Below are 5,318 nucleotides of genomic sequence, written 5' to 3'. Positions count from 1 at the left end.
CGCGCATCGCCGCCGACGGCCGCGTCCCGGCCCAGGCCTACGCCCGGCCCTTCCGCTCGAACGGCAAGCCGATGGTGGCCCTGGTGGTCGGGGGGCTGGGCCTGAACAGCGCCACGACGCGCGCGGCGATCGAGCGCCTGCCGGCCGAGGTGACGCTGTCCTTCGTGCCTTACGCCGAGGGCCTTCAGACCTGGATCGACATGGCCCGCGCCCACGGCCATGAGGTGATGATCGAACTGCCTATGGAGCCGACCGGCTATCCCGACAACGACCCCGGCCCCTACACCCTGCTGTCGTCCGGCGGCGCCGACGACGTGGCGGTCAAGCTGGACTGGCTGCTGGCGCGCGCCACCGGCTATTTCGGCGTGACCAACTATCTGGGCGACCGCTTCGCGACCTCGGACGAGGGGGTGAGCGCCCTGATGACCAACCTGCGCCAGCGGGGCTTGGCCTTCCTCGACGACGGCTCCATGCGCCGCCGCCCCGGCGCCTTCGCCCGCGCCAGCGCCGACCGCGTCGTCGACGAGGAACAGACCCCCGCCGCCATCCTGCGTCAGTTCAACGCCTTGGAGGCCGCCGCCAAGACCAACGGCGCGGCGCTGGGGACCGGCTTCTCCTATCCCATCACCGTCGAGGCCGCCGCCCGCTGGACGGCGGGTCTGGAGGCTCGCGGCCTCCAGTTGGCGCCCGCTTCGGCGATGACCCGACGGCCAGGACGGTAAGTCGGGAAGACGCCCGCTTGATGGCGGTCAGCGCCATCGGTGCTTCGAACCCGCCAGCCCTTCATCCGGCGCCGTCCTGCGGCCGTCAAAGAAGCCCGTGCTGCTTGCCTTCCTCTTCATGTTGGCGTCCTATGTGGACGGGTAGCGTGGTTATGTGAGATGGCCGCGACATGGAGACCCTTATGCGGAACATGGGAATTGTCGCGGCTGTCGTTCTGAGCCTGTTCGGGCCTGCGCATGCACAGGACGCGCCGAGCACGGACGCCACCGTCTTGCCGGATCTGATGGTGCGAGGCCGACCGGTGCAGGAAGCGGCCCGCGATTTCGTCGGGCGGGTCGGCGCGCCTGCGCGCGGGCGAGGCCTGGCGCTGTGGCGTCGCGAGATCTGCCCTGGTGTCGTCAATCTTGAGCGTGAGGCCGCCCAGGCCGTCATAGATCGGATCACCCAGACCGCCGCAAGCTTGGACCTGCGGACTGGCGAGCCGGGCTGCCATCCCAATGTGGTCGTGATCTTCACGAATGACGGCCGCGGGCTGGCGAGAACGATGAACGCCGACAACCCCCGGCTTTTTCGTCAGAACGTGACGGGCATGCATCGCGACACGACGGCGTTCCAGGATTTTCTGGACGCAGAGCGTCCCGTCCGCTGGTGGTCGCTGAGCCTTCCCGTCGATAGCGAGACCGGTCGGGCGGTCGTAAGGATGCCAGGGGATGCGGTCGGCGGGATAGTCGATAGCCAGCTGGCGGCGATCTTGGGGTGCAATCCCAACGACTGCGTCGCAGCCGCCTCTCCTATTGTGCGTCGAAAGGGGCCGGGCCGTTTGAGCACCCAAGTCGTTGACGCGCTGTTTAAGACCATGGTGATCGTCGACACGGACATGACCGGCGAGGTCAACACGACTCAGTTGGGCGACTACATTGCTCTGATCAGTCTGGCTCAGCTTGATCCACGAGCGGAAACGCAAGGGTTCGACACGATCCTGAATCTCTTTTCGGGAGATGCGCAGCAGGGTCTTACCGAGTGGGATCGCGCCTATCTCGTCGCCCTTTACGGGCCACGCCCGGACTGGGCGTCGGTCCGGGCGCAGGCGGGAGCGGTGGCGGATGTCATGGCCCGTGATCTGCGTGCTCCGCGAGGCGGATCCTAGGGAACGGGTCTGTCGTCCCTCAGAGGCGCGAACAGTGCTACTGTCGTCGGCATGACCATTGACGACGATCACGCCCCCGCCGCCGAACCTGCGGACTCCCTTCCGGGTGAAACGCCCGTGCAGCGGGCGCTCCGGCTCAAGAAGGCGGCGATCGACGCCCGGCCCAAGCCGCCGCGCGGCGGACGTTTCAGCGCGAACAGGCGGCTCGCATCAAGAGCGGGGCGTCGCGCCCCTGGATGAGCAAGTAGTCCGGCGGGGCCTTTGGCTTGATCAGCTCGGATAGACGTGATCGTCTGTCGATATGACGGTGTTCGCCCTGTTCCTGGCTCTGGCTTTTGTGGCCGTGTCGGCGGCCATGTCCTGGCGCGCCGCGAGAGGCCTGCCGCGCGAGACGCGGCTGCCGATGCAGTGGGGCTTTGACGGGCGGCCCATATGGCGTGCGCCACGTGACGTCGCCCTGAGTTTCACGCCTGTTCTGGCGGCCTTGACTCTGCTTCCCATGGCGATGGCCAGCGCGTTGGGGCCGCTGGAGAGCGCGGACGCGCGGCGTTACTTCGGCGTCCTGATCGTCATGGGGCTGGCCTGGGTCGGAGCTCACGCTCTGCATCTCAGGCTGGTGCGAGGCTGGCTCGCCCGGCAGGGCTAAAGCGTCAGCCGCATGGCGACGCGGTCGGTCAGGCCGTGGGCGGCTTCTGCGGCCAGGGTCTCGCGCAGATAGGCGGGCGTTTCTGCAAACGTCAGCGCCGCATAGCCCAGGCGCGCATAGAAGGGCGCATTCCAGGGAACGGTGCTGAAGGTGGTCAGCGTCAGGGCCTGTTTGGCGCGGACCCCGGCTTCCTGTCGCGCGGCCGCCATCAGCGCCCGCCCACCGCCGCGCCCCTGATGTTCAGCAGCGACGGACAGCTCAAGGATATGCAGGTCCGCGTCCGCCTCGGCGGCGATCAGGAAGCCGATCGGCTGATCCGCTGCATCGACGGCGACCCAGGACAGGCCCTGCGCGACGGCTGTGCGGTGCGTGTCTGGTCCGGCGACGGGGTCGTCGGCGATCCAGGCCAGGTCGGGCAGGGTGCGAAACAGCGTCGCCGCCGACCGCTCCACCGCCTCCAGACGGCCGATGTCCGTTCCGCGCGTCGGGCGGACCCGGATCAATGGGCGTCGCAACCCTTGGCGGGCATGGGCTTCAGGTCCAGCAGTGCGAACAGCTTGGCGTCGTCGTCCTCTTCCGGGTTGGGCGTGGTCAGCAGCTTGCCGCCGACGAAGATGGAGTTGGCGCCGGCCAGGAAGCACAGGGCCTGCATCTCGGGCGTCATGCCTTCGCGACCGGCCGACAGGCGGACCATCGACTGCGGGCATACCAGACGGGCGACGGCGACGGTGCGGACGAATTCGATCGGGTCGATCTCGCCTTCCTTCAGCACCCGCTCGCCCAGCGGCGTGCCGCCGACGGGGACCAGGGCGTTGACCGGCAGGCTGTCGGGGTGGACGGGCAAGGTGGCCAGGGCGTGCAGCAGGCCCGCGCGGTCCCGGCGCTTTTCGCCCATGCCGACGATGCCGCCGCAGCAGGTGTTCATGCCCGCGTCGCGGACGTGCTGCAGGGTCTCCAGCCGGTCCTGATAGGAGCGCGTCGTCACCACCTCGGCGTAGTACTCAGGCCCGGTGTCGAGGTTGTGGTTGTAGTAGTCGAGGCCCGCGTCCTTCAGCTGTTTCGCCTGGTCGGCGTTCAGCATGCCGAGCGTGGCGCAGGTCTCCAGACCCAGCGCCTTCACGCCCGAGATCATGGCCGCCAGCTTGGGCGTGTCGCGGTCCTTCAGCTCGCGCCAGGCGGCGCCCATGCAGAAGCGGCTGGCCCCGCCGGCCTTGGCCGCCATGGCCTCGGCGATGACGGCGGTCGGCTCCATCAGCTTCTCGGCCTTGAGCCCGGTCTTGAAGCTGGCCGACTGCGAGCAGTAGCCGCAGTTCTCGGCGCAGCCGCCGGTCTTGACCGACAGCAGCTGCGACTTCTGGACTTCATTCGGGTCGAAGGTGCGCCGGTGCACGGTCGCCGCCTCGAACACCAGCTCCATGAAGGGCCGGGCGAACAGGGCCTCGACCTCCTCCAGCGTCCAGTCGTGACGGGGGATCGAGAGATCGCGGGCGGGTCGGATCGATGCGTCGTCAGCCATGGGACGACGGCTTAGCCGCGCGCGCGGGCGCGGCCAAGCCGGAAGTGACGCGTCGCCGTTCTTTGGCTCAGCGTTCGTCCTTGTAGACGCGGCCGTCGCGCATGACGAAGGCGACGGACTTCAGCGTCGTCACATCGGCCAGCGGATCGCCCGCCACGGCGATGACGTCGGCGCGCTTGCCCGGCTCCAGCGTGCCGACCTCGGTCGAGACGCCCAGCAGATCGGCGGCGTTGACCGTGGCCGCCTCGATGGCGGTCGCCGGGGTCATGCCGTTTCTGACCATCAGCTCGAACTCATCGGCGTTGCGGCCGTGCTTGGACACGCCCGCGTCGGTGCCGAAGGCGATGCGGACGCCCGCCGGGACCGCGCGTTGCAGCGACTGGCCGGTGATCTCGATGCGCCAGCGGATCTTGGCCAGGACTTCCGGCGGATAGGCCTCGGGGTCGGCGGCCAGACGCTCGGTGTAGCCGTTCACCACCGACAGGGTCGGGACGTAATAGGCGCGGGTGCGACGCAGCAGCTGCAGCGTCTCGTCGTCGAAGATGGTGCCGTGCTCGACCGAATCGACGCCCATGCGCAGGGCCAGGTTGATGCCGTCGGCGCCGTGGGCGTGGACGGCGACCTTCTTGCCGTAGAGGTGGGCCGTGTCGATCAGGGCCTTGGCCTCGTCGTCGAACATCTGGGCGCCCAGTCCGGCGCCGATGCGGCTGTTGACCCCGCCGGTGGTGGCGATCTTGATGACGTCGACGCCGCGTCCGACCTGAAGACGCACGGCCTCGCGGCAGCTTTCGGCGCCGTTGCAGACGTTGTCGTGGGCGATGTGCTCGCGGAAGTCGTCGTTGAAGCCCAGACGCCCGTCCATGTGGCCCGAGGTGGTCGAGATGCTGTTCCCGGCGTCGATGATGCGCGGTCCGGCCAGGCGGTGGGCCGCCGTCTCCTCGCGCAGGGCCAGGGTGACGCCGCCGCTGTCGCCCAGGTTCCGCACGGTGGTGAAGCCCGCCATCAGCGTCTTGCGGGCGTTCATGGCGGCGCTGTAGGCGCGCGAGGGCAGGTTGTCGGTGATCTCGGCCAGGAAGCCCGCTTGACCAGCCACGTCCGACACCAGGTGCACATGGCTGTCGATCAGGCCGGGCAGGACGAAGCGGTCGCGCTGGTCCACCACCACGGCGCCGGGGAAGGCGGAGGCGTCGACGAAGCCGTCGCGGATCTCGACCACCTTGCCGTCGCGCACCACCAGGGTGGAGGGGCCGCGCGGGGCCTGGCCGGGACGATCCAGCAGGCGGCCC

6 protein-coding genes and 1 pseudogene are annotated in these 5,318 nt (G+C 69.0%); 4 read left to right on the top strand and 3 right to left on the bottom strand.

The window, feature by feature from the left end; all coding sequences use genetic code 11:
* The 4 genes and pseudogenes from BDIM_RS14235 to BDIM_RS14225 form a co-directional block, all read left to right on the top strand.
* On the top strand, positions 1 to 722 hold a 722-nt coding region (locus BDIM_RS14235; protein WP_169312157.1), incomplete at its 5' end, for a divergent polysaccharide deacetylase family protein.
* A gap of 191 nt (positions 723 to 913) precedes the next feature.
* The gene (locus tag BDIM_RS14230; protein WP_112999707.1) at positions 914 to 1,870 is read left to right on the top strand and encodes a hypothetical protein; all 957 of its coding nucleotides are present in this window, start codon (positions 914 to 916) and stop codon (positions 1,868 to 1,870) included.
* Positions 1,871 to 1,921: 51 nt separating this feature from the next.
* Positions 1,922 to 2,118 (top strand): annotated as a pseudogene (locus BDIM_RS18500) (hypothetical protein).
* Positions 2,119 to 2,171: 53 nt separating this feature from the next.
* Complete coding sequence (locus BDIM_RS14225) at positions 2,172 to 2,516, top strand: hypothetical protein (protein WP_003166284.1); 345 nt, start codon at positions 2,172 to 2,174, stop codon at positions 2,514 to 2,516.
* Here the strand turns inward: BDIM_RS14225 and BDIM_RS14220 are convergent.
* From BDIM_RS14220 to BDIM_RS14210, 3 genes are all read right to left on the bottom strand, one after another.
* A complete protein-coding gene (locus BDIM_RS14220; RefSeq protein WP_003166283.1) occupies positions 2,513 to 3,019 on the bottom strand; it encodes a GNAT family N-acetyltransferase in 507 nt (168 codons plus the stop codon). The two genes, BDIM_RS14225 and BDIM_RS14220, sit on opposite strands and share 4 nt — an antisense overlap.
* The gene (gene bioB / locus BDIM_RS14215; RefSeq protein ID WP_050796746.1) at positions 3,016 to 4,032 is read right to left on the bottom strand and encodes a biotin synthase BioB; all 1,017 of its coding nucleotides are present in this window, start codon (positions 4,030 to 4,032) and stop codon (positions 3,016 to 3,018) included. The genes BDIM_RS14220 and bioB overlap by 4 nt, the downstream gene beginning before the upstream one ends.
* Before the next feature lie 67 nt (positions 4,033 to 4,099).
* Positions 4,100 to 5,318 (bottom strand): metal-dependent hydrolase family protein (locus BDIM_RS14210; RefSeq protein ID WP_040346314.1); only part of this gene is annotated, 1,219 nt, incomplete at its 5' end.

The organism is Brevundimonas diminuta ATCC 11568, from assembly GCF_000204035.1.
Taxonomy (GTDB): domain Bacteria; phylum Pseudomonadota; class Alphaproteobacteria; order Caulobacterales; family Caulobacteraceae; genus Brevundimonas; species Brevundimonas diminuta.
Note: the sequence above shows the minus strand (reverse complement) of the source record. Positions and strands in the feature narration are given on the sequence as shown.

Excerpts from the sequence above, each read along its gene's own strand:
- BDIM_RS14230 (WP_112999707.1), top strand. The coding sequence starts at position 914 with ATGGGAATTGTCGCGGCTGTCGTTCTGAGCCTGTTCGGGCCTGCGCAT.
- BDIM_RS14225 (WP_003166284.1), top strand. The coding sequence starts at position 2,172 with ATGACGGTGTTCGCCCTGTTCCTGGCTCTGGCTTTTGTGGCCGTGTCG.
- bioB (WP_050796746.1), bottom strand. The coding sequence starts at position 4,032 with ATGGCTGACGACGCATCGATCCGACCCGCCCGCGATCTCTCGATCCCC.